Origin of the sequence: Meiothermus sp. Pnk-1, from assembly GCF_003226535.1 — a bacterium.
In the GTDB taxonomy this organism is placed as follows: domain Bacteria; phylum Deinococcota; class Deinococci; order Deinococcales; family Thermaceae; genus Allomeiothermus.
On record NZ_QKOB01000032.1, the window covers coordinates 1 to 681 of the forward strand.

Annotated in this window: 2 protein-coding genes; one reads left to right on the forward strand and one right to left on the reverse strand. The window is 36.1% G+C overall.

The window, feature by feature from the left end; all coding sequences use genetic code 11:
- Positions 1-265, forward strand: a 265-nt coding sequence (locus DNA98_RS17865) for a hypothetical protein (RefSeq protein ID WP_158531675.1), incomplete at its 5' end; no start/stop codon positions are given.
- 119 nt (positions 266-384) lie between these two features.
- Here DNA98_RS17865 and DNA98_RS17870 read toward each other — a convergent pair.
- A partial coding sequence (locus DNA98_RS17870) for a hypothetical protein (protein WP_199489415.1) occupies positions 385-681 on the reverse strand: 297 nt, incomplete at its 5' end.

Genomic DNA, 681 nt, shown 5'->3' on the forward strand with positions numbered 1-681 from the left:
GGGTAAAAAATACGGCTATGACGTAAAACTGAAATTTCATTTTATTAGCCATTCGATCCAGCAAAAAGGGGATCGAGAAATAAATGAAATGGTTACTTCAGCTGTTAAAAAAGTAGCAGAAGAAAAGCAACTATCCCCCGTAGATACTGCGCTTTTAATGAGGTCTAAAGAATTTAAGGAAGTAGAAAAACACCTCCAAAACGAAAGAGAGCGAAGAAACGAGCTCGACCAGAGGAGAGGGCAGAACCGAGGACCCAGACTCTAAATGTTTTTTCCGACTATATTTTTTCTTTCTGCAGCAATTAATCGGCTAAAGCCGACTCAAATAATCATCATAAATTAAAATTTAATCTGATTATTTTCGGTAAAAAGAGTGTTTTTTTTCTATCCTTTATTTGGTAAAATCCCTTTCTTTTGGTAGATCCCAATAAGGTAAGCCACAGATTTATCTATTTTCAATTTTCCGCTTCTTACTTTAGCATTTAAGTCGGTTATAAGCTTGTCAAAGTCTGCTTCTTTTTCTTTTTTTGCAATTAATTCCGCTTGATCTGGAGAGACACCATAGTGTGCAATTTTGGCAATATATTTCTGATTATCGACACTGATATCAAAATTAATTTCGAGCTGCTTAGGGATCTTGGTGTTGATATGCAGGGTTACCCAATGGAATGAACGGCCACG